This window comes from Micromonospora sp. SD19 (genome assembly GCF_054462275.1).
Map to the genome: position 1 here is coordinate 122115 of NZ_JBTLMN010000003.1, position 25587 is coordinate 147701.

Annotated in this window: 26 protein-coding genes and 2 pseudogenes; 23 read left to right on the plus strand and 5 right to left on the minus strand. The window is 72.3% G+C overall.

Annotated elements, in window-relative coordinates:
* Nucleotides 1–45: 45 nt before the first annotated feature.
* The 10 genes from ftsY to ACX27O_RS13085 all read left to right on the plus strand — a co-directional run bounded on the left by ftsY (nucleotide 46) and on the right by ACX27O_RS13085 (nucleotide 11892).
* Nucleotides 46–1227: a signal recognition particle-docking protein FtsY gene (gene ftsY, locus ACX27O_RS13040; protein WP_458939498.1), complete on the plus strand. Its 1182-nt coding sequence runs from the start codon at nucleotides 46–48 to the stop codon at nucleotides 1225–1227.
* Between the two features lie 6 nt (nucleotides 1228–1233).
* Nucleotides 1234–2097, plus strand: coding sequence for a phosphotransferase (locus tag ACX27O_RS13045; RefSeq protein ID WP_181539524.1), 864 nt, complete (start codon nucleotides 1234–1236; stop codon nucleotides 2095–2097).
* 276 nt (nucleotides 2098–2373) lie between these two features.
* Nucleotides 2374–3786 carry an ammonium transporter gene (locus ACX27O_RS13050; RefSeq protein WP_030335249.1) on the plus strand — a complete coding sequence of 471 codons (1413 nt, stop codon included), beginning with the start codon at nucleotides 2374–2376 and terminating at the stop codon, nucleotides 3784–3786.
* 25 nt (nucleotides 3787–3811) lie between these two features.
* Nucleotides 3812–4150 carry a P-II family nitrogen regulator gene (locus ACX27O_RS13055; protein WP_172862163.1) on the plus strand — a complete coding sequence of 113 codons (339 nt, stop codon included), beginning with the start codon at nucleotides 3812–3814 and terminating at the stop codon, nucleotides 4148–4150.
* A gap of 17 nt (nucleotides 4151–4167) precedes the next feature.
* Nucleotides 4168–6444 (plus strand): [protein-PII] uridylyltransferase, encoded by a 2277-nt coding sequence (locus ACX27O_RS13060; protein WP_358129325.1) that lies wholly within the window; start codon nucleotides 4168–4170, stop codon nucleotides 6442–6444.
* 224 nt (nucleotides 6445–6668) lie between these two features.
* Nucleotides 6669–7832 (plus strand): sensor histidine kinase, encoded by a 1164-nt coding sequence (locus ACX27O_RS13065; RefSeq protein WP_358129328.1) that lies wholly within the window; start codon nucleotides 6669–6671, stop codon nucleotides 7830–7832.
* Nucleotides 7829–8485, plus strand: coding sequence for a response regulator transcription factor (locus ACX27O_RS13070; RefSeq protein ID WP_030335241.1), 657 nt, complete (start codon nucleotides 7829–7831; stop codon nucleotides 8483–8485). Before ACX27O_RS13065 ends, ACX27O_RS13070 begins: the two co-directional genes overlap by 4 nt.
* A 109-nt stretch (nucleotides 8486–8594) precedes the next feature.
* Nucleotides 8595–10148: a signal recognition particle protein gene (ffh, locus tag ACX27O_RS13075; RefSeq protein WP_358133633.1), complete on the plus strand. Its 1554-nt coding sequence runs from the start codon at nucleotides 8595–8597 to the stop codon at nucleotides 10146–10148.
* Nucleotides 10149–10216: 68 nt separating this feature from the next.
* Entirely contained in the window at nucleotides 10217–10753 is a 537-nt protein-coding gene (locus tag ACX27O_RS13080; RefSeq protein ID WP_458939499.1) for a Uma2 family endonuclease, read from the plus strand.
* Nucleotides 10754–10812: 59 nt separating this feature from the next.
* Complete coding sequence (locus ACX27O_RS13085; RefSeq protein ID WP_458939500.1) at nucleotides 10813–11892, plus strand: amidohydrolase family protein; 1080 nt, start codon at nucleotides 10813–10815, stop codon at nucleotides 11890–11892.
* A 57-nt stretch (nucleotides 11893–11949) separates the two neighbouring features.
* Here ACX27O_RS13085 and ACX27O_RS13090 read toward each other — a convergent pair whose 3' ends face one another.
* A complete protein-coding gene (locus ACX27O_RS13090) occupies nucleotides 11950–12552 on the minus strand; it encodes a TetR/AcrR family transcriptional regulator (RefSeq protein ID WP_030335234.1) in 603 nt (200 codons plus the stop codon).
* 131 nt (nucleotides 12553–12683) lie between these two features.
* On the opposite strand from ACX27O_RS13090, the gene proS reads away from it, so the two are divergent.
* The 12 genes from proS (at nucleotide 12684) to ACX27O_RS13150 (ending at nucleotide 20954) form a co-directional block, all read left to right on the plus strand.
* Nucleotides 12684–14090, plus strand: coding sequence for a proline--tRNA ligase (proS, locus tag ACX27O_RS13095; RefSeq protein WP_030335232.1), 1407 nt, complete (start codon nucleotides 12684–12686; stop codon nucleotides 14088–14090).
* Between the two features lie 37 nt (nucleotides 14091–14127).
* A complete protein-coding gene (locus ACX27O_RS13100) occupies nucleotides 14128–14748 on the plus strand; it encodes a DUF402 domain-containing protein (RefSeq protein WP_458939663.1) in 621 nt (206 codons plus the stop codon).
* Between the two features lie 230 nt (nucleotides 14749–14978).
* Nucleotides 14979–15467 carry a 30S ribosomal protein S16 gene (gene rpsP, locus ACX27O_RS13105; RefSeq protein WP_210859599.1) on the plus strand — a complete coding sequence of 163 codons (489 nt, stop codon included), beginning with the start codon at nucleotides 14979–14981 and terminating at the stop codon, nucleotides 15465–15467.
* Entirely contained in the window at nucleotides 15442–15702 is a 261-nt protein-coding gene (locus tag ACX27O_RS13110) for an RNA-binding protein (RefSeq protein WP_172862164.1), read from the plus strand. Before rpsP ends, ACX27O_RS13110 begins: the two co-directional genes overlap by 26 nt.
* A complete protein-coding gene (gene rimM, locus ACX27O_RS13115; RefSeq protein ID WP_030335226.1) occupies nucleotides 15702–16256 on the plus strand; it encodes a ribosome maturation factor RimM in 555 nt (184 codons plus the stop codon). Before ACX27O_RS13110 ends, rimM begins: the two co-directional genes overlap by 1 nt.
* 11 nt (nucleotides 16257–16267) lie before the next feature.
* Nucleotides 16268–17041, plus strand: a complete 774-nt coding sequence (gene trmD / locus ACX27O_RS13120) for a tRNA (guanosine(37)-N1)-methyltransferase TrmD (RefSeq protein WP_030335224.1) — start codon at nucleotides 16268–16270, stop codon at nucleotides 17039–17041.
* Between the two features lie 143 nt (nucleotides 17042–17184).
* Complete coding sequence (gene rplS / locus ACX27O_RS13125; RefSeq protein WP_030335223.1) at nucleotides 17185–17541, plus strand: 50S ribosomal protein L19; 357 nt, start codon at nucleotides 17185–17187, stop codon at nucleotides 17539–17541.
* 181 nt (nucleotides 17542–17722) lie between these two features.
* Nucleotides 17723–18592 (plus strand): signal peptidase I, encoded by an 870-nt coding sequence (gene lepB / locus ACX27O_RS13130; protein WP_030335222.1) that lies wholly within the window; start codon nucleotides 17723–17725, stop codon nucleotides 18590–18592.
* Between the two features lie 10 nt (nucleotides 18593–18602).
* On the plus strand, nucleotides 18603–19238 hold the full coding sequence (gene lepB / locus ACX27O_RS13135; protein WP_030335221.1) for a signal peptidase I: 636 nt from the start codon (nucleotides 18603–18605) through the stop codon (nucleotides 19236–19238).
* Nucleotides 19239–19285: 47 nt separating this feature from the next.
* The gene (locus ACX27O_RS13140) at nucleotides 19286–19828 is read left to right on the plus strand and encodes an NUDIX hydrolase (RefSeq protein ID WP_280940612.1); all 543 of its coding nucleotides are present in this window, start codon (nucleotides 19286–19288) and stop codon (nucleotides 19826–19828) included.
* Nucleotides 19822–20634, plus strand: a complete 813-nt coding sequence (locus tag ACX27O_RS13145; protein WP_030335217.1) for a ribonuclease HII — start codon at nucleotides 19822–19824, stop codon at nucleotides 20632–20634. The genes ACX27O_RS13140 and ACX27O_RS13145 overlap by 7 nt, the downstream gene beginning before the upstream one ends.
* The gene (locus ACX27O_RS13150; protein WP_007075222.1) at nucleotides 20631–20954 is read left to right on the plus strand and encodes a DUF2469 domain-containing protein; all 324 of its coding nucleotides are present in this window, start codon (nucleotides 20631–20633) and stop codon (nucleotides 20952–20954) included. Before ACX27O_RS13145 ends, ACX27O_RS13150 begins: the two co-directional genes overlap by 4 nt.
* 60 nt (nucleotides 20955–21014) lie before the next feature.
* Here ACX27O_RS13150 and ACX27O_RS13155 read toward each other — a convergent pair whose 3' ends face one another.
* A complete protein-coding gene (locus ACX27O_RS13155) occupies nucleotides 21015–22157 on the minus strand; it encodes a sulfite oxidase (RefSeq protein ID WP_051708728.1) in 1143 nt (380 codons plus the stop codon).
* Nucleotides 22158–22389: 232 nt separating this feature from the next.
* Here ACX27O_RS13155 and ACX27O_RS13160 point away from each other — a divergent pair, with 232 nt between their 5' ends.
* On the plus strand, nucleotides 22390–23064 hold the full coding sequence (locus tag ACX27O_RS13160; RefSeq protein WP_030335210.1) for a murein hydrolase activator EnvC family protein: 675 nt from the start codon (nucleotides 22390–22392) through the stop codon (nucleotides 23062–23064).
* On the opposite strand, the gene ACX27O_RS13165 is transcribed toward ACX27O_RS13160, so the two are convergent.
* The 3 genes and pseudogenes from ACX27O_RS13165 to ACX27O_RS13175 form a co-directional block, all read right to left on the minus strand.
* Nucleotides 22985–24166, minus strand: a complete 1182-nt coding sequence (locus ACX27O_RS13165; protein WP_030335208.1) for an aminotransferase class V-fold PLP-dependent enzyme — start codon at nucleotides 24164–24166, stop codon at nucleotides 22985–22987. The two genes, ACX27O_RS13160 and ACX27O_RS13165, sit on opposite strands and share 80 nt — an antisense overlap.
* A gap of 43 nt (nucleotides 24167–24209) precedes the next feature.
* Nucleotides 24210–24710, minus strand: a pseudogene (locus tag ACX27O_RS13170) (tyrosine-type recombinase/integrase); the annotation flags it as partial.
* 140 nt (nucleotides 24711–24850) lie between these two features.
* Nucleotides 24851–25322: pseudogene (locus ACX27O_RS13175) on the minus strand (site-specific integrase); the annotation flags it as partial.
* Nucleotides 25323–25587: the final 265 nt, after the last annotated feature.

Genomic DNA, 25587 nt, shown 5'->3' on the forward strand with positions numbered 1-25587 from the left:
TGCGGTGGCTGGGACGCCGCCGCCGGCATCTGACAGGATTCCGGCATGGCCGAATATCTCGTCCTCGCTCTGGTCCTGCTCGGTGTGCTGATCGCCGGCACAGTCGGGCTGGTCGTGCCGCGATTGCGGCGGCGGCCCGAGCCCCCGCTGCCGCGCACCGAGGTCGACACCAGGGCTGAGGAGGATCTCGCCGGCCCGCCGGTCGAGGCACCGGAGTCCGATCCGTCCACCGGCGTCCTGGTCGAGCCGCCTCCGGTGCTCGAACCGCAGGTGGAGGTCCCCGAGCCGACCGCCGGGCGGCTGGTCCGGCTCCGCTCGCGGTTGTCCCGCTCACAGAACGTGTTCGGCAAGGGTCTGCTCGGCCTGCTCGCCCGGGACCACCTCGACGAGGACGTCTGGGAGGAGATCGAGGACAGCCTGATCACCGCCGACGTCGGCGTCGACGCCACCCGCGACATCGTCGACCGGCTCCGGGAGCACACCAGGGTGCTCGGCACCCGCTCGGCCTCCGAGCTGCGGGCACTGCTCGCCGCCGAGCTGGTCAACGCGCTCGACCCGAGCCTGGACCGCTCGCTGCGGACTGCCCCCAAGGACGGCGTGCCGGCGGTGGTCCTGGTCGTCGGCGTCAACGGCGCCGGCAAGACCACCACCTGCGGCAAGATCGCCCGGGTGCTGGTGGCCGACGGTCGCAGCGTGCTGCTCGGCGCGGCCGACACCTTCCGGGCCGCCGCGGCCGACCAGCTGGAGACCTGGGGCTCACGGGTCGGCGCGGAGACCGTCCGGGGGCCCGAGGCCGCCGACCCGGCGAGCGTCGCCTTCGACGCCGTCAAGCGCGGCATCGACACCGGCGTGGACACCGTGCTCATCGACACCGCCGGCCGCCTGCAGAACAAGGTCGGCCTGATGGACGAGCTGGGCAAGGTCAAGCGGGTGGTGGAGAAGCAGGGCCCGATCGACGAGACACTGCTCATCCTCGACGCCACCACCGGGCAGAACGGGCTGGAGCAGGCCCGGGTCTTCACCGAGGTGGTCAACGTGACAGGTGTGGTGCTGACCAAGCTCGACGGCACCGCCAAGGGTGGCATCGTGATCGCCGTGCAGCGCAAGCTCGGCATCCCCGTGAAGCTGGTCGGCCTCGGCGAAGGCAAGGACGACCTGGCCCCGTTCGACCCGGCGCAGTTCGTCGACGCGTTGCTGGGGACCGAGGCCACCGGCCGGGACGCGTAGTCTCGAGTGACCACTGACGATCGCGCGTACGCGGGTTGGCGTGACCCCGGCCATCCTTCGCAGCGCCTCGGGAGACCGTACGTGACTTCGCAGGAGATCCCGCTGCACGGCGGCAACGTGAGCACCGTTGTCCGCGTGGGTGACACGGTGCGGCGTAACGCCGGGCCGTGGACCCCGTCCGTGCACGCGCTGCTGCGCCACCTGGAGTACGTGGGGTTCACCGGCGCCCCCCGGGCGCTCGGGATGGACGAGCGCAACCGTGAGGTGCTGTCGTACCTGGAGGGGGAGTGCGGAGAATATCCGCTCGCCCCGCACTGGGTGACCGACGAGGCCCTGGTCACCGTCGCCACCATGCTGCGGATGTTCCACGACGCGCAGTACGGGTTCACCCCTCCGCAGGCGGCGGTCTGGCGCTCGTTCGGGCCCCCGCCGCCGGACACCGAGGTGATCTGCCACCACGACGCCGCGCCGCACAACGTGATCTGGCGTCCGGACGGCACCCTCGGGCTGATCGACTTCGACCTCGCCTCACCCGGAGCGCGAATCTATGACGTGGCGTACGCGGCCTGGACCTGGGTGCCGATCTTCGCGGACCGTGACTCGATCACGCTCGGTTGGAAGCACCCGGACCGGCCGCGCCGACTCCGGCTCTTCGCCGACGCGTACGGGCTGATCCCGAGGGACCGGCACCGGCTGATCCGGACCATCCGCAAACGGATCGTGGACCACGTCGAGGGGATCCGCCGGATGGCCGCCGCCGGTGAGCCGGCGTTCGTGCGGATCGTGCACAAGGGCCACCTGCGCCGACCGATGCGCGATCTGCGGCTGCTCGACTACGAGCGGCACGCCCTGGAGAACGCCCTGCGCTGAGCGCCGCCCCGTCGATGCTCGGCCGGTCCCGTCAAGCGGACCGGTCGATGCGTCTGGCCGGTCAGTCATCGACGGTCGCCGTCCGGTCGATCCACAATCGTCCATGCTGATGAGTGTGCGGAGTTCGTGACACGTCCGAAACAACCCGTCACGAAACGGAAACCCGCACGGGACCCAAAGTGAAACAGCCGGCCGCGAAGCTTCCGCGCAACCGGCCTACGGGCGACGCTGCCCCGGAAAGCCGCGAAGGAGGACTTCACCTTTTAGGAGGCCAGCGTGCCTGAAGCACCGACGATCGACGGCGCCAATACCACGTGGCTGCTGGTTTCGACCGCGCTCGTGCTGCTCATGACCCCCGGACTGGCGCTGTTCTACGGCGGCCTCAACCGGGCCAAGGGCGTACTCAACATGATGATGATGAGCTTCTCCGCTATCGGGCTCATCTCTATTCTGTGGTGGTTCTACGGTTTCAGCGTCGCCTTCGGGACCGACGTGAACGGCTTCTGGGGCGACCCGGGCGCGTACCTCGGCACCAAGACCTTCCTCGCCGAGACCGACCTGTGGGGTGCCACGGCGGAGAACCCCAGCGGCATCGGGGTCCCGCTCTACGTGTTCATGGCCTTCCAGATGGTCTTCGCGGTGATCACCGTCGCGCTGATCAGCGGTGCCATCGCCGACCGGGCCAAGTTCGCCGGCTGGCTGCTGTTCGCGTTCGGTTGGGCCACCCTGGTCTACTTCCCGGTCGCGCACTGGGTGTGGGGCGGCGGCATCATCGGCGCCGACATCCACGCGCTGGACTTCGCCGGTGGCACCGCTGTGCACATCAACGCCGGTGCGGCGGCCCTGGCCGTGGCCCTGGTCCTCGGTAAGCGGCTCGGTTGGCCGCGGGAGGGCATGAAGCCGCACAACATCCCGTTGGTCGCGCTCGGTGCGGGTCTGCTGTGGTTCGGCTGGTTCGGGTTCAACGCCGGATCGGAGCTGACCGTCGACTCGGTCGCCGGCCTCGCCTTCATCAACACCCAGCTCGCCACGGCGGCGGCGGTGCTCGGCTGGATCGCCGTCGAGTGGGTCAAGACCCGTAAGCCGACGATGGTCGGCGCCTCGTCCGGCGCCGTCGCCGGCCTGGTCGCCATCACCCCGGCCTGTGGCTTCATCGCACCGTGGGCCGCCGTCCTGCTCGGCATCGTCGCCGGCGCCGTCTGCGCGCTCGCCGTCAGCCTCAAGTACAAGCTCGGCTACGACGACTCGCTCGACGTGGTCGGTGTGCACTTCGTCGGTGGTTGGATCGGCTCGCTCTGGCTCGGCCTGTTCGCCACCAACTCGGTCAACGCCGCGATCAGCGACGTGGTCGGCGCCTCCGACGGCCTCTTCTACGGCGGCGGCGCGACCCAACTCGGGCGGCAGGCCCTCGCCGGCCTGATCGTCACCGCCTGGTCGTTCGGCATCGCCTGGGTGCTCGCCTTCGTCATCGAGAAGACGATCGGCTTCCGGGTCAAGGGCGAGGCGGAGGTCGAGGGCATCGACATCGCCGAGCACGCTGAGAGCAGCTACGACCTGTCCCCGGCCGGCGGCGGCACGGGAAGCGCGTTCGCGATGGCCGGCATCGGCACCCCCGGTGGCGGTACGACGAGTGGGGCCAAGCCGGAGGCGGAGCCCGCCGAGCCGGTCAGCGAAAAGGTCGCCGGTTAACGTTCCTGGGATGGAGGGGTTGGACATGAAGCTGGTGACCGCAGTCATCAAGCCGTACCAGCTGGACGCGGTGAAGGAGGCCCTGCACGCCCTCGGGGTGGCCGGGCTGACCGTCAGCGAGGTTCAGGGGTACGGGCGGCAGAAGGGGCACACCGAGGTCTACCGGGGTGCCGAGTACACGGTCGAGTTCCTGCCCAAGATCCGGGTCGAGGTGCTCACCGACGAGATCGACGTGGACAAGGTCGTGGACGCCATCGTCGGGGCGGCCCGCACCGGCAAGATCGGTGACGGCAAGGTCTGGGTCACCGGTGTCGAAGAGGTCGTCCGGGTACGTACCGGCGAACGCGGCCTCGACGCACTCTGACCTCGGCCACGACTGAGATGACCTCGTTGATCAGGAAGAACGCGTCGGGGCACGCCGCCGATGGCGACGCGAACCTCTTGATCAACGAGGTCGTCGGCGTACCCGGAGGGATCGGGGAGTCGGCTCGGCAGCGGCGGGCTGCCGCGTACGACACCTTCCTGCGCGGGCTGCTGCCGGCGCGCGACGGGGTGGCGCTGCTGGCCGTCGGGGGGTTGGGGCGGCGGCAGTGCGCCCCGTACAGCGACCTCGACCTGGTGCTGGTGCACGCCGGGGTGCCCGGCACGGACGAGTTGGCCGCCTCGGTCTGGTACCCGATCTGGGACGCGGGTCTGCGGCTCGATCATTCCGTCCGCACCGTCGCCGAGGCGCTGTCGGTGGCCCAGGACGACGTCAAGGTCGCGCTCGGGCTGCTCGACGCCCGGCTGGTCGTGGGGGACCAGGCGCTGGCCGACGCGCTGATCAGCACCGCCGCCGATCACTGGCGGCGCACCGCCGTCCGGCACCTGCCCGGCCTGCGCGAGGTCACCACCAGCCGCTGGCAGACCCACGGTGAGCTGGCATTCCTGCTGGAGGGCGACCTCAAGGAGGCCGCCGGTGGTCTGCGCGACGTGGGGCTGCTGCGGGCGATCTCCGCCGCCGGGATCACCGACGCGCTGCGTCCCGCCGTGCGCGCCGCCCACCTGCGCCTGCTGGACACCCGCGACGCCCTGCACCAGCAGGTGGGTCGGCGGGTCGACCGGCTGGTCGCCCAGGAGGGCGACGGGGTGGCCGCCCTGCTCGGGCTGGAAGACCGCGACGCGTTGCTGCGACGGGTCGCCGGTGACGCCCGCACGGTCAGCCACGCCCTCGACGATGCCTTCCGGGCCGCCGACCGGTTGCGCTCCGGCCGCTCCCGGGGCGGGAACGGCCGCCCGGCCCGCCGCCCGGTCGCCCGCGACGTGGTGGAACACGACGGCGAGTTGGTGCTCGCCCGCACGGCGATCGGGGCACGCCCGGACCCGAGCCTCTCGCTGCGGGTGGCCGCCGCGTCGGCCACCACCCGAATCCCCATCGCGCGGGCCACCTGCGAATGGCTGGCGGCGTACTGCCCGCCGCTGCCCGCCCCGTGGCCCGCCGAGGCCCGGGCCGCGCTGATCACCCTGCTCGGCGCCGGTGCCGGGCTGGTGCCGGCCTGGGAGACCTGCGACCGGTACGGGCTTGTCGACGGCTGGCTGCCCGAGTGGACCCGGCTGCGCAGCCTGCCCCAGCACAACCCCGTGCACCGCTTCACCCTCGATCGGCACCTCGTGCAGACCGCGCACGAGGCCAGCCGGCACGCCCGCGAGGTGGAACGCCCCGACCTGCTGCTCCTCGGCGCCCTCCTGCACGACATCGGCAAGGGCCTCCCCGGTGATCACAGCACCGTCGGCGTGCCGGTCGCCCAGGCGGTGGCCACCCGGGTCGGCCTGCCCGCCCCGGAGATCGAGCTGATCGGCCGGCTGGTCCAGCTGCACCTGCTGCTGCCCGACGTGGCGACCCGCCGGGACCTGGCCGACCCGGTCACCATCGCCTCGGTGGCCGAGGCGGTCGGTGACACCGGCACCCTCGACCTGTTGCACGCGTTGGTCCGCGCCGACGCGGCGGCGACCGGGCCGGCGGCCTGGTCCGACTGGAAGGGCCGGCTCGTCGCCGAGCTGGTCGCCAGGGTTCGCACCGCGCTGGACACCGGCGTACTCCCCGAACCACCCGCCCCGGACCCGGAGCTGCTGGCCGGGCCGCTGCCGGTCATCCACCTGACCGGCGACCGGGTGTCGGTGGCGGCGGCCGACCGGCGTGGTCTGCTCGCCACGGTGGCCGGCTGCCTGGCGCTGCACCGGCTGGAGGTGATCTCCGCAGACGCCTCCGCCGTCGATGGCCGCGCTCTGGTCGAGTGCCGGGTGCAGCCCCGCTACGGCCTTCCGCCGGACCCGGTACCGCTCCGCGCCGACCTGCGCCGGGCGGTCGCCGGCGACGTGTCGGTCACCCAACGGCTGCGCGGCCGGGCGCTCGCCAGCCGGGGCGGCGGCGCGGCTCCACGAGTGGTCTGGCACCGCGAGGCCGCCACCGGGGCCGTACTCCTGGAACTGCGCGCCGCCGACGCCGCCGGCCTGCTCTACCGGGTCGCTGGTGCCCTCGACGAGGCCGGCGCCCTGGTTCGGGCGGCCCGCATCTCCACCCTCGGCGCCGACGTGGTCGACGCGTTCTACCTGGTCGGCGGTTGGCCGGACGACGCCACCCGGGCCCGCCTGGAGGCCGCGGTCCTCGCCGCTGTGTGACCCACGACGGCACCGTCGGTCGTTGTGCCAGCCCGGTCACTCCCACGAGCGTGATGCCTCACAGTCATCGTGATGCCTGTGAGGCATCACGCTCGTGAGGGTGTCTGCCGGCAGCGTGCTGCGATCGGGAGTTCTGTCCCTGTGGCGGGTACGTCCGGGGGCGTAGCGGCGGTGCCGCTCGTGGACGCACGTCGAGGGGCGTCGGCGCGGGCAGAATGACGGCCATGCGACCAGGAGGGCAGTGGCAGTGGCGGTGGCGCGAGCAGGCGGCAGACGCCGTGCTCGCCCTGGTCCTGCTCGGCTTCGGGCTGCTCGCCACCGGTCTGGCCGGGAACAACCAGCCGGGGTCGAGGCCGGTGGACGCCGTCTGTCGGGCGCTGATCGCCGTCGCGGCGCTGGCCCTGCTGGTCCGGCGGCGCGCTCCGGTCGCCACCCTCGCCGTGGTCACCGTGGCCACCTCGACGTACCTGCTGATCGGCTACCCGTACGGGCCGATTCTGCTGACGTTCCTGATCGCGGTGTACAGCGTGGCGGTGCGGCTGCCGGTGCGACCAGCGGCGCTCGCCACCGGCGGCGCGTTCGTCCTGTTGTTGGCGCACGTCTTCTTCGGGCGGGGGCCCGCGCCGGGTTGGACGGGAGTGCTGCCCGCGTCGGCCTGGGTGGTCGTACCGTTCGCGGTGGGGGTGGTGGTGCGGGTGAGCCGTGAGGCGACCGCGCGTACCCGTGCCGAAGAGGCCCGCGACCGTGCCGAGCAGGCGCGACGGCAGGCCGACGAGGAGCGGCTGCGCATCGCGCAGGAGGTGCACGACGTGGTGGGGCACGGGCTGGCCGCGATCAGCATGCAGGCGGAGATCGCCCTGCACCTGCTGCCGAAGCGGCCGGAGCAGGCGGAGGTGGCCCTCACCGCGATCAGCCGGACCAGCCGCGAGGCGCTGGACGAGCTGCGGGTCACCCTGGGCGCGGTGCGGCGGGGTGCCGAGCGCGAGCCGGTACCCGGCCTGGCCCGACTCCCCGCGCTGCGCGACCGGCTCGCCGGGGCGGGGCTCGCCGTCGAGGTGCGCGTGGTGGGTGACCCCCGGGAGTTGCTGGCAGCTGTGGACCTGGCCGCGTACCGGGTGGTGCAGGAGGCGTTGACCAACGTGCTGCGGCACGCGGGGGTGTCGAGCGCGCAGGTGACGGTGGACTACCGCGCGGACGAGGTGACCGTCGAGGTCACCGACCGGGGGGTGGGGCCGGGCCGGGCCGGGACCGTGCCGGCCGACGACGGTCACGGTCTGGCCGGGATGCGGGAGCGGGTCGCGGCGTTGGGTGGGCGGTTGAGCACCGGGCCGCGCCCCGGTGGCGGGTTCCGGGTGTACGCCGGGCTGCCCGTGGGGCCGGCGACGTGATCCGGGTGCTGATCGCCGACGACCAGGACCTGGTCCGGCTCGGACTGCGTGCGCTGGTGGAGAGCGAGGACGACCTGGCGTTGGCCGGCGAGGCGTCCGACGGGCTGCGGGCGGTCGAGTTGGCCCGCCGGGAACGGCCGGACGTGGTGCTGATGGACATCCGGATGCCCGGCATCGACGGCATCGAGGCGACCCGCCGGATCGTCGCCGACAGCGACCTGACCGGTACGCGGGTGGTGGTGCTCACCACGTTCGAGCTGGACGAGTACGTCTTCGACGCGCTGCGCCACGGTGCCAGCGGGTTCCTCACCAAGGACACCAGGCCGGCCGAGCTGCTGCGGGCGATCCGGCTGGTCGCCGAGGGGGAAGCGCTGCTGTCGCCGTCGGTGACCCGTCGGGTGGTACGGGAGTTCGCCACCCGGCCGTCCCGGGTCCTCCGTCCGCACCCCCGGCTGGACACGCTGACCGATCGGGAGCGTCAGGTCGTCGGCCTGGTCGGTGAGGGCCTGAACAACGAGGAGATCGCGGCACGGTTGGTGGTCAGCCCGGCGACCGCGCGGACCCACGTCAGCCGGGCGATGGGCAAGCTGGGAGCCCGGGACCGGGCCCAGCTCGTCGTCTTCGCGTACCAATCGGGCTTGGTCTCGGGGTGAGGCCGGGCCGCCAGCGGCCTTGCGGCCGGGCGGCTACCCTAGCGGTGGTCGGACTCCGCAGTGCCGGCCGTGTTGTGCCCGCCGGAACACTGACAAACGGGATGTTCGCGTGTTTGACACCTTGAGTGACCGCCTGTCCGGGATCTTCACCAAGCTCCGCGGCAAGGGGCGGCTCACCGACGCCGACATCGACGCCACCGCGCGCGAGATCCGCCTCGCGCTGCTGGAGGCGGACGTCGCGCTGCCGGTGGTCAAGGGCTTCATCGCGGCCGTCAAGGAGCGCGCCCGCAGCGCGGAGGTCTCGCAGGCGCTGAACCCGGCCCAGCAGATCATCAAGATCGTCAACGAAGAGCTGATCAACGTGCTCGGCGGTGAGGGGCGACGGCTCCAGTTCGCCAAGCAGCCGCCCACGGTGATCATGCTGGCCGGCCTCCAGGGTTCCGGTAAGACCACCCTCGCCGGCAAGCTCGCCCGCTGGCTCAAGGGCCAGGGGCACCAGCCGCTGCTCGTCGCCGCCGACCTCCAGCGCCCCAACGCCGTCGGGCAGCTCCAGGTGCTCGGTGGCCGCGCCGGCGTCGAGGTGTACGCCCCGGAGCCCGGCAACGGCACCGGTGACCCGGTGCAGGTGGCCCGCGCGTCGATCGAGCACGCCAAGCGCGCCGCCCGCGACATCGTCATCGTCGACACCGCCGGCCGACTCGGCATCGACGCCGAGATGATGCAGCAGGCCGCCGACATCCGCGACGCCGTCTCGCCGGACGAGGTCATCTTCGTCATCGACGCCATGGTCGGTCAGGACGCCGTCCGCACCGCCGAGGCGTTCCGCGACGGCGTCGGCATCACCGGTGTGGTGCTCTCCAAGCTCGACGGCGACGCCCGTGGTGGTGCCGCGCTGTCGGTCCGCGAGGTCACCGGGCAGCCGATCCTGTTCGCCTCCACCGGTGAGAAGCTGGAGGACTTCGACGTCTTCCACCCCGACCGGATGGCCAGCCGGATCCTCGGCATGGGCGACGTCCTCACTCTGATCGAGCAGGCCGAGCAGGCCTTCGACTCCGATCAGAAGGAGAAGATGACCGCCAAGCTGATGGGCGGTGAGCAGTTCACCCTGGACGACTTCCTCGACCAGCTCATCGCGGTGCGGCGGATGGGCCCGATCGCCAACGTGCTGGCCATGATGCCCGGCATGGGGCAGATGAAGGACCAGCTCTCCGAGCTGGACGACAGCCACTTCGACCGGGTCACCGCGATCATCCGGTCGATGACCCCGGGCGAGCGGACCAACCCGAAGATCATCAACGGCTCCCGCCGGGCGCGCATCGCCAACGGTTCCGGGGTCACCGTGATGGACGTCAACCAGCTGCTCAACCGCTTCGCCGACGCGCAGAAGATGATGAAGCAGATGGGCGGCATGATGGGCCTGCCCGGCGGTGGCCGCCGCAAGGCGACCAAGTCGCCGAAGAACAAGCGCAAGGGCACCAAGGGCGGCGGTCGCCCGCGTACCGGCGCCGGCATGCCAGCCAGCTTCCCGGGTGGCATGCCGCAGCTCCCGCCGGGCATGGACCCGAACGATCTCGCCGCCGGCCAGGGCCTGCCGCCCGGTTTCAAGCTCCCGAAGATCGACTTCAACAAGCTCGGCAAGGGTGGCGACAAGGGCCCGCGCTGACGCGTGTCGGTGACAGCGGGCGACTGATCCGGCGCTTAGGGTGACGTCGCCCCCTGGAAGGAGATGTCATGACCGCGGCCCCGATCCTGCCCGAACGGCACGAGTGGACGGTCGACGACCTCGGTGACCTGCCGAAGGACCTTCCGTACGAACTGATCAACGGAATGTTGATCGTGCCGTCGCCCACTGCCGTGCACCAAGAGTTGTGCGTCGAGTTGCTGCTCACGCTTCGCGTCAACTGCCCGCCGGAATACCTGGTCAGCATCGACCTGTCGATGCGGGTCGACCGGCGCAACGAGCCACGTTCCGACGTGGTGGTCATCCGCCGCACGCACGCCGGCCGGTCGCCCGTGCCGGTCGAGGACGCCCTGCTCGCGGTGGAGGTCGTATCGCCGACCTCCACCTTCCGCGACATGTACGACAAGGCGAAGGTCTACGCGCACGCCGGCATCCGGTCCTACTGGGTGCTCGACCCGACCCAGGAACGTGTCACGCTCACCGAGTACTCCCTCGGGCCAACCGGGAGTACGAGCAGGTCACGCACACCGAGGATCTGTTCGTCACGGAGCGGCCGTGGAAGGTCTCCGTGGACCTGCCGGCCCTGACCGCGCGGAAGAACGACCTGCTCGCTCCCGAGGAGGGCTGATCGGGTAGGACTGTGCGCATGGCTCTTCATGTGCGCGGCGTGCTGCTCCCCGACGACGAGGTCCGGGATCTCTGGCTGATCGGCGACCGGGTGACCTTCACCCCGGTGCCCGGTGCGGAGACCGTCGTCGACGGCGGCTACGTGCTGCCAGGGCTTGTCGACGCGCACTGCCACATCGGCATCGCCCGAGGTGGCGCCCCGATCACCTCACTCGACCAGGCCCGCGCGCTGGCCCACGTCGACCGGGACGCCGGGGTGCTGGCGATCCGGGACGCCGGGTCGCCGTACCCGTACCCCGAACTCGACGACGAGCCGGGCCTGCCGCGACTGGCCCGCGCGGGCCAGCATGTCGCCCCGCCGAAGCGCTACCTGCGCGACATCGGCGTGGAGGTCGACGCGACCGAGGTGGCCGCCACGGTGGCCGCGCAGGCGCGGGCCGGCAACGGCTGGGTGAAGCTGGTCGGCGACTGGATCGACCGGGGCGTCGGTGACCTGGCGCCGGCCTGGGACGCGGACACCCTCACCGCCGCCGTGCGGGCCGCGCATGACGCCGGGGTACGCGCCGCGGTGCACACCTTCTCCGAGTCGGCCGTCGAGATCATGGTGCGGGCCGGCGTCGACTCGGTGGAGCACGGCACCGGGCTCAGCCTCGACCTGATCGACGAGATGGCCCGCCAGGGCACCGCACTGGTCCCCACAATGATCAACATTGCCACCTTCGGTGGCATCGCCGAGCAGGCGCGGGGCAAGTTCCCCGGGTACGCCGAGCACATGCTCGCGCTGCGCGACGGCTTCCCCGACGTGGTGCGCGCCGCGCACGAGGCGGGCGTGCCGATCTACGTGGGCACCGACGCCGGTGGCGGCATCGACCACGGGCTGGCCGCCGAGGAGATGCTGCTCCTGCACGAACGGGCCGGAATGGCCCCGCTCGAGGTGCTCGCCGCCGCCTCCTGGGGCGCCCGCGAATGGCTCGGCTTCCCCGGCCTGGTCGAGGGCGGGCTCGCCGACCTGACCGTCTACCCCGAAGACCCCCGTGCCGACCTGCGCGTCGTCCGCGCCCCGTCCCGCACGATCCTCCGCGGCCACGTCATCCGCTGACCCGCGCCGCGCCGCGCTGTGCGGCGCGAGGCGCGTGTCGCGGGGCGGGTGTGGGGGTTAGAGGGTGGGGCGGGCGGCGGCGCTGAAGAGGCGTACGGCGAGGTCGGCGAGGGCCGTCGCGGTCTCCTCGATCGGTTCGCGGGGGAGCACGATGTGGCTGACCACCAGACGGACGACCGTGTCGGCGGCGAAGGCCAGCGCGGCCTGGTCCGCCCCGGGCAGATGGTCGCCGGCCCAGTCGATCAGCGCACCGGACGCCTCGGTGAGCACCACCTCGGCCCGGGTGGTGAGGTACGGCAGCAGCTCGTCCGACCCGCCCCGGGCGCTGGTCAGGATCGCCTTGACCAGCGGGTTGTCCGCCGCCGTGGAGAGGGTGCGCGCGATGGCGGCGTACGCGCCGGCCCGCACGTCGGAGCCGTGGGCGAGCAGCGCGTCGCGCACATCGCCAACGAACCGGTCCACCTCGGCGCGGGCGAGCGCCTCGGCGAGGCCCGCCTTGCTGCCGAACTCGTTGTAGACCGTCTGCCGGCTCACCCCGGCCGTGGTGGCCACTCCGCCCATCCGGACCGCGTCCCACCCGGCGGCGATGGTCCGGGCGCGGGCGGCGTCCACGATCGTGTCCCGCAGCCGCTGGCGGGGGGAGTCCGTCGAGGTAGTCATGGTGGTCGAATTCTACGGGCGCTCCCGCTGCCCGGCCCAGCGCCGTCACGGCCCGTCAGCACAGCGGGACGGCGCGGCGTGGCGACTCCCGGACGCGGTGTCCGCCCGCGCGGCGCATAGGATGTGCGGTCATGGCACGCGTGCTCACTCCCCGTGCGGAGGATTTCCCCCGCTGGTACCAGGACCTGATCGCCAAGGCGAAGCTGGCCGACAACGGCCCGGTTCGCGGCACCATGGTCATCCGACCGGCCGGCTACGCCATCTGGGAGCGTATGCAGGCTGAGATGGACGCTCGGATCAAGGCGGCGGGTGCGGAGAACGCGTACTTCCCGTTGTTCATCCCCGAGAGCTACCTCAAGCGTGAGGCGCAGCACGTCGAGGGCTTCTCGCCGGAGCTGGCGGTCGTCACGCACGGTGGCGGCAAGCCGCTGGCCGAGCCGGTGGTGGTGCGTCCGACCAGTGAGACGGTCATCGGCGAGTTCATGGCCAAGTGGATCGACTCGTACCGGGACCTGCCGCTGCTGCTCAACCAGTGGGCGAACGTGGTCCGGTGGGAGCTGCGTCCGCGGATCTTCCTGCGGACCAGCGAGTTCCTCTGGCAGGAGGGGCACACCGCGCACGCCACCCGCGAGGACGCCCGCGCGTACGCGCGGCGGATCCTGCACGAGGCGTACGAGGACCTGATGGTCAACGTGATCGGCATCCCGGTGGTGGTCGGCCTGAAGACGGCGCGCGAGCGCTTCGCCGGCGCGACGGCCACGTACACCTGCGAAGGCATGATGGGTGACGGCAAGGCGTTGCAGCTGGGCACCAGCCACGAGTTGGGTCAGAACTTCGCCAAGGCGTTCGACATCAGCTACTCCTCCAAGGAGGGGGGCCGGGAACACGCCTGGACGACCTCCTGGGGCACGTCCACCCGGATGCTGGGTGGCCTGATCATGGCGCACGGCGACGATAACGGCCTGCGCGTGCCGCCGAAGCTGGCGCCGATCCAGGCGTACGTCATGATCGTCAAGGACGGTGACGGCGTCGGCGAGGCGGCGGCCAAGCTGCGCGACGGCCTGCGCGACGCCGGTGTCCGGGTCGCGCTCGACGACCGGACCGACACCCCGTTCGGCCGCCGGGCCGTCGACGCCGAGCTGCGTGGCTATCCGGTACGCGTCGAGGTTGGCCCCCGTGACCTGGCCGTGGGCAACGCGACAGTGGTGCGCCGGACCGACGGCTCGAAGACCCCGACGCCGGTGGCGGACGTGGTCGCCGCGGTGCTGGCGGCGCTGGAGACCGATCAGCAGGTGCTGCACGATCAGGCGTTGGCCAACCGCGAGGCGCGCACGGTGGACGTGGCGACCCTGGCCGAGGCGATCGAGGCCGCCGCGACCGGCTGGGCGCGGGTGCCGTGGTCGGCGGTCGGCGTGGCCGGCGAGGCGGAGGCGAACGGTCAGGGCGTCACGGTGCGCTGCCTGCTGCGCGCCGACGGTTCGGTTCCCGACTCGGAGGACGAGCCGGATCTGGTCGCCATCCTCGCCCGCGCCTACTGAGGTGCTCGTCGACCGGTTCGAGCCGGGTCGGCTGATCATGCACCGGAACGTGCGGCACGGCCGGATCGGATGGGTCCGGCCGGCCCGCGTGGTCAGCGACGACGATCGCGGGCTGCTGGTGTGGATCGCCCAGGATTCGCCGGTGGCCCACGAGGTGAACCAGGCGGGCGTGACCATGCGCGCGGTGCCGTTCGCCGACTGGGTCACCCCGACGTACCGGTTGGCGCAGGGCCGCTGGAATGGCCCGCCGCTGCTGAAGTTCCTGCCCGCCGGCGCGGCGCACTCCGTCTGGTGGTTCCGGGACGCGCACGGCCGGTTCTCGCACTGGTACGTCAACCTCGAGGAGCCCGGTGTCCGCTGGGACGACGGCCCGGTGGCCGGCGTCGACGTGGTGGACCAGGATCTCGACGTGGTGGTACGCCCGGACCTGAGCTGGGAGTGGAAGGACGAGGACGAGTTCGTCGAGCGTCTCGCCTTTCCGGAGCACTACTGGGTGACCGACGAGAAGGCGGTCCGTGCCGAAGGGGAGCGGGTGATCGCGCTCGCCGAGGCGGGCGAGTTCCCGTTCGACGGCACCTGGACCGTCTTCGCACCTCCGCCAGAATGGGGCGTACCGGACAAACTTCCGGCAGGGTGGGACCGTCCGCCAGTGCGCTGAGCGGTGTTCCAGGTCACCGGCGACGTGGTGTCCGGGTCCGATGCGGAAGATCGGCAGGGGATCTGGCAGAATAGGTCGCTGGTATCCGGCGCGCGTCCGGCGCCCTCTAACCCGGGCACGTCGCCAGTCCACCGAGTTGTCTCCGGCCCAACCCCACTGTGCCGGTCGGCGCTCACCCATGCACACCGCCCGTCTTGGGCCGGTGAGATCGCAACAGGAGCGAAACAACTGTGGCCGTAAAGATCCGGCTCCTGCGGATGGGCAAGATCCGCAACCCGCAGTACCGCATCGTCGTCGCCGACTCGCGCACCAAGCGCGACGGCCGGGCGATCGAGTTCGTCGGGGTTTACCAGCCCAAGGAAGACCCCTCGATCATCGAGGTCAAGTCGGAGCGGGTCCAGTACTGGCTGTCCGTCGGCGCTCAGCCGAGCGAGGCGGTGCAGCGGCTGCTGGAGCTGACCGGTGACTGGCAGAAGTACAAGGGCCTGCCGGCCCCGCCGCCGCTCCTGGTCGCCCCCGAGAAGGCCGACCGCAAGGCGGCGTACGAGGCTGAGTCGAAGGCCGCCGCCGGGCTCGCCCCGGAGACCCCGGCCAAGCCGGCCAAGAAGGCAGCCAAGGCTGCTGAGGCTCCGAAGACCGAGGCGCCGGCCGCCGAGGCTCCGAAGACCGAGGCTCCGGCCGAGGCCCCGGCCGCTGCCGACGCCGGTGAGCAGGCCTGACATGCCACTGCGTCCGGCGTTGGAGCACCTGGTCAAGGGCATCGTCGACCACCCGGATGACGTCCGGGTGCGGATGGTCGATTCCCGTCGGGGCAAGCGGCTCGAAGTCCGCGTGCACCCCGAGGACCTCGGCACTGTGATCGGGCGGTCCGGCCGGACCGCCAAGGCGCTGCGCCAGGTGATCGGCTCCATCGGCGGGCGCGGGGTTCGCGTCGACATCGTCGACTCGTACTGATGCAGCTCGTCGTCGGCAGGATCGGCAAGCCGCACGGTGTCCGCGGTGAGGTCACCGTGGAAGTGCGGACCGACGAGCCCGAGGCACGGTTCGCCCCCGGCACAGTGCTGCGCACTGAGCCGGGGGCGACACCCCCGCCGTCCTCCGACGGCCCCGGCGTGCCGTTCCGGATTCCGGCGGAGCTGACCATCGAGGAAGCCCGCTTCCACCAGGGTCGGGTGCTGATCGCGTTCGACGGCATCCTGGACCGCAACACCGCCGAGGCGCTGCGCGGCACGCTGCTCGTGGTGGACAGCGCCGACGTGGCCCCACCGGACGACCCGGAGGAGTTCCACGACCATCAGTTGGTCGGGTTGGCCGTGGTGACCCCGGCCGGCGAACGCCTCGGTGAGGTCGCCCGCATCGACCACGCACCCTCGTCCGACCTGCTGGTGCTGCGGCGCCCCGAGGGGCGTACCGCGTTGATCCCGTTCGTCCGGGCGATCGTCCCGGAGGTCGACCTGGCCGGCGGACGTGTGATCGTCGACCCGCCAGCCGGACTGCTCGACCTTTAGGACCAGCCCGCATGCGCGTCGACGTCGTGTCGATCTTTCCGGAGTACTTCGCCCCGCTGGACCTGTCGCTGATCGGACGGGCGCGGGCCAACGGCGTACTCCAGCTCGCCGTGCACGACCTGCGGACCTGGACCCACGACGTGCACCGCACGGTCGACGACACCCCGTACGGCGGCGGTCCGGGGATGGTGATGCGCCCGGAGCCGTGGGGCGAGGCGCTGGACGCCCTCGCGCCGGTGGACGCCCCGCCGCCCCGGCTGCTGGTGCCGTCGCCGGCCGGCGCCCCGTTCACCCAGGCCATGGCGTACGAGTTGGCCGCCGAGCCGCATCTGCTCTTCGCCTGCGGTCGCTACGAGGGGATCGACCAACGGGTTCTCGCGCACGCCGCCACCCGGATGCCGGTCACCGAGGTGTCGCTCGGTGACTACGTGCTCTTCGGTGGCGAGGTCGCGGTCCTGGTGATGATGGAGGCGGTCACCCGGCTGCTGCCGGGGGTGCTGGGCAACGCGGGTTCGCTCGACGAGGAGTCGCACGCGCACGGGCTGCTGGAGGCGCCGATCTACACCAAGCCGCCGAGTTGGCGTGGGCACGACGTGCCGGAGGTGCTCCGCTCCGGCGACCACGGCAAGATCGCCCGCTGGCGGCGCGAGGAGGGCCTGCTGCGGACGGCTGCCCGCCGTCCCGACCTGCTGGCCGCGCTGCCCGCCGACCGGCTCGACAAACGGGACATCGCGGCCCTGGACCAGGCCGGATTTCAACCTCCGCCGGGGGATGTGGCAAAGTAGGGGGGTTGCCGCATCCGTCCGCGCCCGCGGTCGGCTGCGAGGATCCCCGACCGGGGTCGGTCCGCCGATCACCACCCGGGAATCAGAATCACCCACCCGCGCACCGAGTGACGGTGCGCCGTGAGCCTTACGAGGACGCAGCGATGAACATCCTGGACGCCCTTGACGCCCAGTCGAAGCGGACCGACCTCCCCGACTTCCGGGCCGGTGACACCGTCAAGGTGCACGCCCGCGTCGTCGAGGGCAACCGGTCCCGTGTCCAGATCTTCCAGGGCGTCGTGATCCGCCGCCAGGGTGACGGTCTGCGCGAGACCTTCTCGGTCCGCAAGGTCAGCTTCGGCGTCGGCGTCGAGCGGACCTACCCGCTCAACGGCCCGGGCATCGACCGGATCGAGGTCGTGACCCGCGGTGACGTGCGTCGCGCCAAGCTCTACTACCTGCGCGAGCTGCGCGGCAAGAAGGCCAAGATCAAGGAGAAGCGGGAGAAGCAGCCCAGCTGACTTCCCGCTCGCCACGCCGCCCGAGCTGCGCGTATGCCGTACCGACCAGAGCGCACTACCCTGGTCGTACGGGCGCAGCGAGGCGGCGACCCCGCCCTCGCGGCGGGCAGTTGTCCACTACCGCCCGTGGAGCCTCGACGAGGCTCCCGGGCGGTGGTGTTTCTGCGGACCGGGGAGTGGCGTGGTGCAGACGCTTGACGATGACGGCACCGTCGATCCGTGGCGTCGACGGGCCCGCCGCACCCGCCGACAGATGCCCCTCTGGCAGGAGCTGCCGCTGCTGCTGGTGGTCGCGTTCTGCCTCGCGGTGCTGATCCGTACCTTCCTGCTCCAGGCGTTCTTCATCCCGTCCGGCTCGATGGAGGACACCCTCCTCGTCGGTGACCGGGTGCTGGTCAACAAGGTCGTCTACGACGTTCGGGACCCGCTGCGCGGCGAGGTGGTGGTCTTCCGGGGCACCGACCGCTGGGCGCCGCAGGTCGACGATCAGCCGAAGCCGGGCGTCGCCGGCCGGCTCGCCCGCACCGTCGGCGACCTGGTCGGGGTGAGCCGGCCCGGTGAGAAGGACTTCATCAAGCGGGTGATCGGTCTGCCCGGCGACCGGGTCCAGTGCTGCGACAGTCAGGGGCGGGTGACCGTCAACGGCACCCCGCTCAACGAGACGTACGTCCTGCGGGACTCACCGCTGGACCTGCCGCCCAACCCGGCGGAGTGTCGCTCCCGGCGATTCGACGAGGTCGTCGTGCCACCCGGTCAGCTCTTCGTGATGGGCGATCACCGCGAGGTCTCCCAGGACGCGCGTTGCCAGGGGCCGGTGCCGATCGACAACGTGGTCGGCCGGGCCTTCATGGTGGTCTGGCCCTCGTCGCGGTGGAGTGCGCTGTCGGTGCCGTCGACGTTCGAGGACGTCACCGGGCCCGCCACGGCATCCCCCGGCACGCCCCCGGTGCGACCGACCCCGCAGGGCGGTGTGCTGCTGATGCTGCCGTTGGCAGCCGCGCTGCGTGGTTCCCGCGCGTTCCGGGCGGTGTCGTCCAGCCGGGCAACGTAGGCTCCTTGGCGTGATTGACGAGCAGACCGACAAGCCGCGCAGTTCCTTCTGGAAGGAGCTGCCGATCCTGCTGGGTGTGGCGATCCTGGTCGCGGTGCTGGTCCGCGCCTTTGTGCTGCAGACCTTCTTCATCCCCTCCCCGTCCATGGAGAACACCCTCAAGATCGATGACCGGGTGCTGGTCAACAAGCTGGTCTACGACTTCCGATCACCGCACCGCGGCGAGGTGATCGTGTTCAAGGCTCCGACCTCGTGGAGCGGTAACCCCGACGGTGAGGACTTCATCAAGCGGGTGATCGGCGTCCCCGGCGACCACGTGGTCTGCTGTGACCCGCAGGAACGGTTGATGATCAACGGCAAGTCGCTGGACGAGCCGTACATCTTCTCCATGGACGGGGTTCGCGACAAGCCCGCCGACCAGGAGTTCGACATCACCGTGCCGGAGGGTCGGCTGTGGGTGATGGGCGACCACCGGTCGGCCTCCGGCGACTCACTGGAGCACTGGCAGCAGTCCGGGCAGAACATCACCGAGGCCACGATCCCGGAGAACGACGTCGTCGGGCGGGCGTTCACCGTCTTCTGGCCGGTCAGCCGGGCCACCTGGCTGACAGTGCCCGACGGGTTCGACGGCATTCCCAAGCCGTAGGCCGACGGGGCGTGGGCGATCCGTCGTCGGTCTGGCAGGCTGGTGCGGTGACCGTGAGCGCGAGGAGTGAACGTCCGAGCCCCGCAGTCGCGAACAGCGACGACCGTGTCCACACCCCTCGACGCGCGGCCCGCGTGCTGCTCGTCGACGCGGCCGGCCGGGTCCTGCTGTTCGAGGGCTTCGACCCGGCCCGACCCGGGCACCGCTACTGGTTCACGCCCGGCGGCGGGCTCGACCCGCTGGAGTCCCCGGCGGCGGGCGCGGCCCGGGAGTTGGCCGAGGAGACCGGCCTGCTGCTCGACCCGGCCGCGCTGGGCGAGCCGGTCTGGTCCGACGCGACCGAGTTCTCCTTCGACGGCGTCTGGTACCGCCAGGAGCAGGATTTCTTCCTCTTCCGGGTGGACTCCTGGCGGGTGGACACCACCGGCTTCAACGACATCGAGCGGCGCAGCATCGCCGGCCACCGCTGGTGGCTTCCCGACGAGTTGGCGGCCAGCGGCGACCGGTTCTACCCACCGGAACTGCCCGCCCTGCTGACCCGGCTGGGGCAGCCCGCCACCACAGGCCAGGAAGAGGAGACGTCATGCTGACCCCGCCGCGTACCGTGGTGCGCCGTGAGGCCGGCCTGTACGCCCTGGAGCGGGCGTTGCAGCGGCGTGGCTTCCGGCACGTCGCCGGTGCGGACGAGGCTGGTCGGGGGGCGTGCGCCGGTCCACTGGTCGCCGCCGCGGCGGTGTTGCCCGAGGGACGGCGCGGCGAGATCGAGGGGCTGGCCGACTCGAAGCTGCTCACCCCGGCCAGCCGGGAACGGGTGTACGCGGAGGTCGTGGACCGCGCCCTCGCGTACGCCGTGGTGGTCATCCCGGCCGAGGAGGTCGACGCCCGGGGTCTGCACGTGTGCAACCTGGCCGCGATGCGCCGGGCGCTCGCCTCGCTCACGACCCGCCCGGAGTACGTGCTGACCGACGGCTTCGGCGTGGACGGCCTGGGCGTGCCCGGGCTGGCGGTGTGGAAGGGCGACCGGGTGGCCGCGTGCGTGGCGGCGGCCAGTGTGCTCGCCAAGGTCACCCGGGACCGGCTCATGGTGGAGCTGGACGGGGTGTTCCCGGCGTACGGCTTCGCCGAGCACAAGGGGTACATCACCCCGGAGCACTCGGCGGCGCTGCGGGAGCACGGACCGTGCCGGGAGCACCGGTTCTCGTACGTCAATGTGGCAGCGGTCTCCGGCCGCGACGGCCGGCCACCGCGCGCCCGGCGGCCCGGCGGCCAGGGTCCGGATGAGCCGATGGAGCGCTCACGGGCGTCAGGGGGTACCGTCGGCGTGGCGTTGGGCGAGCAGCCTCGGCCTCCGGCGCCGGTGGGGGAAGATGTGGCCATGGAAGGCGGAGTGCGATGAGCGCGGAAGATCTCGAGAAGTACGAGACCGAGATGGAGCTGCAGCTCTACCGGGAGTACCGCGACATTGTCCGCCAATTCTCCTATGTGGTGGAGACGGAGCGGCGGTTCTACCTGGCGAACCAGGTCGACCTGCACGTGCGCAACTCCGACGGCGAGGTCTACTTCGAGGTCGAGATGCACGACGCCTGGGTGTGGGACATGTACCGTCCCGCCCGCTTCGTGAAGAATGTCCGGGTGATGACCTTCAAGGACGTCAACGTCGAGGAGCTGGAGAAGCCCGACATCTCGCTGCCCGCCGACTCCGGCTTCGGCGGCTGAGCGCACCCCAGCCGCGGTGCCGCGCCACGGGCCCCCCACCCGTGGCCTGACACCAGCCGGTCACTCGGCGGGCACCACGACCTCGACCCGCTGCGCCATGTTGTTGGCGAAGCCGCCACGGTTCCACTGTTGCTCGACCGGCTGGGTCCGCCCGGACGCGTCGGTCGCCCGCGCGCCGAGCACGTACCGGCCGGGCGTGGCGACCCACTCGTGCCGCCAGCGCCGCCACGCGAAATCTCCGGCGTCCGTCGGGTCCAGTTCGGCCGGCGCCCAGCTCTCCCCGCCGTCGGTGGTCACCTCCACTGCCACCACCGGCGCGTGCCCCGACCAGGCCCGACCATCCAGGGTGCACGGGCCGGGGCGCAGCACCCGACGGCGGGACATGAAATCGGGGAAGCCGGGCGGGCGGACCAGCGCACGCGGCTCGATCCGGGTGACCGGCACCCCCGGGTCGTCGGCGTCGCGGCGTACCCGGTAGGCCACCGCGTTCTGGTACCCCGCGAACGGCTCGGTCCGCAGCTCGATCGAGTGGACCCACTTCACGTGCGCCATGCCGTACCAGCCCGGCACGATCAGCCGCAGCGGCGCGCCGTGCTGCGGCAGCAGGGGAGCGCCGTTCATCTCGTACGCCAGCAGCACCTCCTCACGCAGCGCGTCGGCGACCGGAAGCGCCCGCTGGTAGTCCTGCTCGACCCCGCGCTCCACGCCGTGATCGGCGCCGGTGAAGACCACGTCCACCGCCTCCGGGTCGATGCCCGCCTCCCGCAGCAGCGGAGCGAGGGGGGTGCCGGTCCACTCGGCGTTGCCGACCGCCTCGACCAGCCACGGCTGGCTGACCGGCCGGGGGTGCAGCAGGGCCCGGCCGTTGCCGGCGCACTCCAACGTCACCTGCTGGGTGACCCGCTGGCGCTCGCGCAGGTCGGCGAGGGTCACCGTCAACGGCCGGTCCACCGCCCCGCCGATGCTCAGCGTGTGCGTCGCCGGGTCGAGCGCCGGAATGTCGTAGTGGATCAGCAGGTAGTGCAGCCCGGCCGGGGTGACGTCGTAGCGCAGCGCCTCCAACGGGATGCCGTGGTTGCGGGCCGCGAGCTGCAACTCCTCCGCGCTGATCGTCTCGTCCGGCTCGGCGAGCCTCGACGGGCCGCTCACGTCGGCCACCGTCGGCCCGGTGAGCGGCGACGTCCGGTCAGCGTGAGTGGTCATGTGGGCCTCCCCGGTGCAGACGGCGGCACCCGCCGTACGCGGCACAGCCTAGGCCCTTCCTGGCGGTCCGAAAACGGGCACCGGAGGTACGGCGGCGCACCCGCGTCGGGCCGGGGGACAGCGCATAACAGATCATCGAAGCCGTCGGGTGCTCGTCCACAGCGCCGCCGGTTGTCCACAGGCCCGCCGGCCGGGCTGGCGGACGACCCCGCCAGGGTCGGAGGCTGCCGTCATGCGACCGCCAGCCCTCCGTTCGATCCGACGCACCGTGCTGCTCAGCGCCGCGCTCCCGCTCGCGCTGACCGTCCAGCTCTGCGGGCTGGCGGTGCTGGGCGCGGCGGTCCCCGGCCAACCACCGACGCCGACAGTGCCGGTCGCGGCCCTGACGGTGCCGGTCGCCGACCCGGCGCCCACCGGGCGGTTCCGCTGGCCGGTCGACGGGCCGCCACGGCTGGTGCGCCGCTTCGACCCGCCGCCCCGCCCGTGGCTGCCCGGCCATCGTGGCGTCGACCTGGCCGCCCCGGCCGCAGCGGTGATCCGCAGCGCCGGGGCGGGCACGGTGCTCTTCGCCGGCCCGGTGGCCGGCCGACCGGTGGTCACCGTGGGCCACCCGGACGGGCTGCGGACCACCTACGAGCCGGTCCAACCCGCCGTACACCCCGGCCAGCCGGTTGGTGCCGGCGCGCCGCTCGGCGAGCTGCTGCCCGGGCATCCGGGTTGCCCGGTCGAGGCGTGCCTGCACTGGGGTCTGCGCCGGGGCGATGACTATCTCGACCCGCTGGCCCTGCTCGGCCTCGGACCGGTGCGGCTGCTCCCGGTCGGTCCGGTCAGCGCTGGGCGAGCAGTGCCGGCAGCCGTGCGGCCAGCCGGTCGTATTCGTCGGCGGCGTTGTAGACCTGCCCGGTGAGCCGCAGCCACCCCCGGCCGTTCCAGCTCATCACCGCCACCTCGGCGGCGAGCCGCTCACCGATCCGGGTCTGCAACGCCCGCGCGGCGTCGATCGTGGTGCCCGTGCCGGGCGGCAGCGGGATGAGACGCAGAGCCACCTCCGGCCCGCCAGGGCTGGGCAGATCGGCCGGAGCCACCCCCAGGGCGTCTCCCACCACCCGCTGGCCGTACCCGGCGAGCGCGGCGTTGTGCGCGCGCACCAGGTCGACACCCAGACTGCGCATCGTGAACAGGCCCGCCGGGGCGGCCAACCAGGACGTGTAGTCGAGAGTCGCCTGCCACTCGAGCGGGGCCGGGAAGTCCGACTCCTGCTCCCAGGACACCACCAGCGGCTCGATCCGGTCCCGCCACTGCGGTGCCACCGTCAGCAGGGCGGTCCCGCGCGGGGCGTACGCCCACTTGTGCAGGTTGCCCACCCAGAAGTCCGCGCCGATGCTCGCCACCGGGGTGGACAGCATGCCCGGGGCGTGCGCGGCGTCCACCAGGACTGGCACGCCGTGTTCCCGGGCCACCCGGGCGATGGCGGTGACCGGGAAGAGTTTGGCGGTGGCCGAGGTGAGCTGGTCGACGACGAGCAGCCGGGTCCGCCCGGGGCGCAGGCCGGCCCGGATGGTCTGCACGATCTGCTCGTCGGTGGCCGACAGCGGGATCGGCAGGACCCGGCTGACCGCGCCGGTGCGCCGGCACTCGCGCTGGATGGCCAGGCTCACCGCCCCGTACCCGTGGTCGGTGCTCAGCACCTCGTCGCCGGGTTGCAGGCCCACCGACTGGAGCACCACGGCGACGCCGGTGGTGGTGTTGCCGACCAGGGCGCTGCCGTCCGGGTCGGCGCCCAGGAAGCTGGCGAGGTGCCGACGGGTGTGCGCGATCCGGTCGACCAGCCCCTGGGTGAAGAAGCGCAGCGGGTTCGCCTCCATCTCGTCACGCAGCCGCTGCTGGGCGCGCTGCACGCCGATCGGCACCGCGCCGAACGAACCGTGGTTGAGGTGGCTGACCGCCGGGTCCAGGGAGAAGAGCAGGCGGGCGCCCGGGATCGGCTCAGGGGGCTGCGGGACGCTCACTCGATGATCGTAACCGCGGGGCTCGGCGCCCTCCGGCGCTTGCTCAGGCCCGCGGGTGCGCCTGCCGGTACGCGGCACGCAGCCGCTCGACCGAGACATGGGTGTAGATCTGGGTGCTCGCCAGCGACGAGTGACCGAGCAGCTCCTGCACGGCGCGCAGGTCGGCGCCGCCCTCCAGGAGGTGGGTGGCGGCGGAGTGGCGGAGGCCGTGCGGGCTGGTCCGGGGCAGCCCGGCGGTCTCGGCGTACGCACCGACGATCTGACGCGCGGTCGTCGGGTTGAGCCGACCGCCCCGGGCACCCAACAGCAGCGCGTCGCCGGAGTGGGCGGCCACCATCGCCGGGCGGCCCCGGCGCAGCCAGTCGTCCAACGCCCGCTGGGCGGGTACCCCGTACGGCACCGCGCGTTCCTTTCCGCCCTTGCCGAACACCCGGAGCACCCGCCGGCCGTGATCGACGTCGCCGACGTCCAACCCGCACGCCTCGCTGACCCGTACGCCGGTGGCGTAGAGCAGCTCCAGCAGCACCCGGTCGCGCAGCGACACCGCCTCGGCCTCCTCCGCTGCGCCCTGCGCCGATCCGGCCGCTGCGTCCGCGCGGGCCACGCTCGTGTGCTCCTGGTCTGTGCCCGCTTGGTTCGGGCCGGCTTGGTTCGGGCCGGCTTGGTTCGGGCCGGCCGGGTTCGTGCGCGCTCGGTTTGTCGGCGGCGGGTTGGTGGGCGGGGTCTGCCGGGACGGTGCCTCGACCAGGGCGGCGGCCTGGTCGGCGCGCAGCACGCTGGGCAGCTCCCGGTGCGCGCGTGGGCTGGCCAGCGCGGCGCCCACGTCGGCGGGGAGCAGCCCGGCCCGGTGTGCCCAGCCGCTGAACGCCCGCGCCGACGCGGCCCGCCGGGCCAACGAGGTGCGGGCCGCGCCGGTGGTGCGCTGCCGCGCCAGCCAACTGCGCAGCACCGACAGGTCCAGCTCGGCCAGGTCCACGCAGCCCATCCGGACGGCGTGGTCGAGCAGCGACACCAGATCGGTGACGTACGCGCGGACGGTGTGCGCCGACCGGTTACGGACCCGGGACAGGTGCTCGGCGAAGTCGTCGACAGCGTCGCGCAGCGCCGGCGGCAGCGCCTGGTGCATGGCCCGGGTGCCCCGGTCGGGGCGGCTCATCGGGGCCGCGCCAGGGTGCCGGCCGGTCCACCGGGACAGGCACCCTCACCGACAGCTGACACCGCCACAGCCTACGGCCGGTCCGCCCACGTCACGGGACCCGACGGTGCCGCCTTTCGCCTACCGGTGGCGGTTGTTCTTCTTGATCAGGAAGACGACCACGCCGACAACCAGCACGGCGGTCGTGGCGAGGCAGCAGAGCACGCTGATGTGCCACGGCTTGATTGCACCCATGACCGGGCACCGTACCGGCAATGGCAGCTGG